This window comes from Lapidilactobacillus mulanensis, assembly GCF_003946215.1.
GTDB lineage: Bacteria > Bacillota > Bacilli > Lactobacillales > Lactobacillaceae > Lapidilactobacillus > Lapidilactobacillus mulanensis.
In genome coordinates this window covers 1-404 of record NZ_RHOW01000079.1, presented here as the reverse complement: position 1 = coordinate 404, position 404 = coordinate 1, and the positions used below count along the sequence as shown (strand labels likewise).

General features: G+C 36.9%; 2 protein-coding genes. One reads left to right on the top strand and one right to left on the bottom strand.

Going from position 1 to position 404, the window contains the following annotated elements; translation table 11 throughout:
- Positions 1-180, top strand: a 180-nt coding sequence (locus EKM67_RS10825; protein ID WP_225417377.1) for a hypothetical protein, incomplete at its 5' end; no start/stop codon positions are given.
- Between the two features lie 93 nt (positions 181-273).
- Here the strand turns inward: EKM67_RS10825 and EKM67_RS10420 are convergent.
- On the bottom strand, positions 274-404 hold a 131-nt coding region (locus EKM67_RS10420), incomplete at its 5' end, for a DUF305 domain-containing protein (RefSeq protein WP_125578918.1).

Below are 404 nucleotides of genomic sequence, written 5' to 3'. Positions count from 1 at the left end.
ACCGACGAAGAAACTTCCGGCCTCGACGCTGGTCATTTAACAGAAAATGATCATTCTGAATCTGGTTTTGAAGATGATGAACATCATGGTCAACAAGAAAAACATGATAGTGAGCAGGAACGCTATATGGGCGGTAATTCAGCTGATGAAGACGATGAGTTAGCAAAAAAAACTCGGTGATCGTCGCGGAATGCAGCAAGATAGCTAATAAGAAACTCGGTAAGCACTAGTTTAACTAGTATTTACCGAGTTTTTTCTATCGAGATATTAATCTTATTCTTGCAGACGTTCTATCATTTGATTCATTTTTTTAATTTCTTTCTTCTGAGTCTCAATTATTTCATCAGCCAATTTTTTGACTTCTGGGTCTTTTAAATCAGCTTCAGTACTCGTTAAGATAGCAA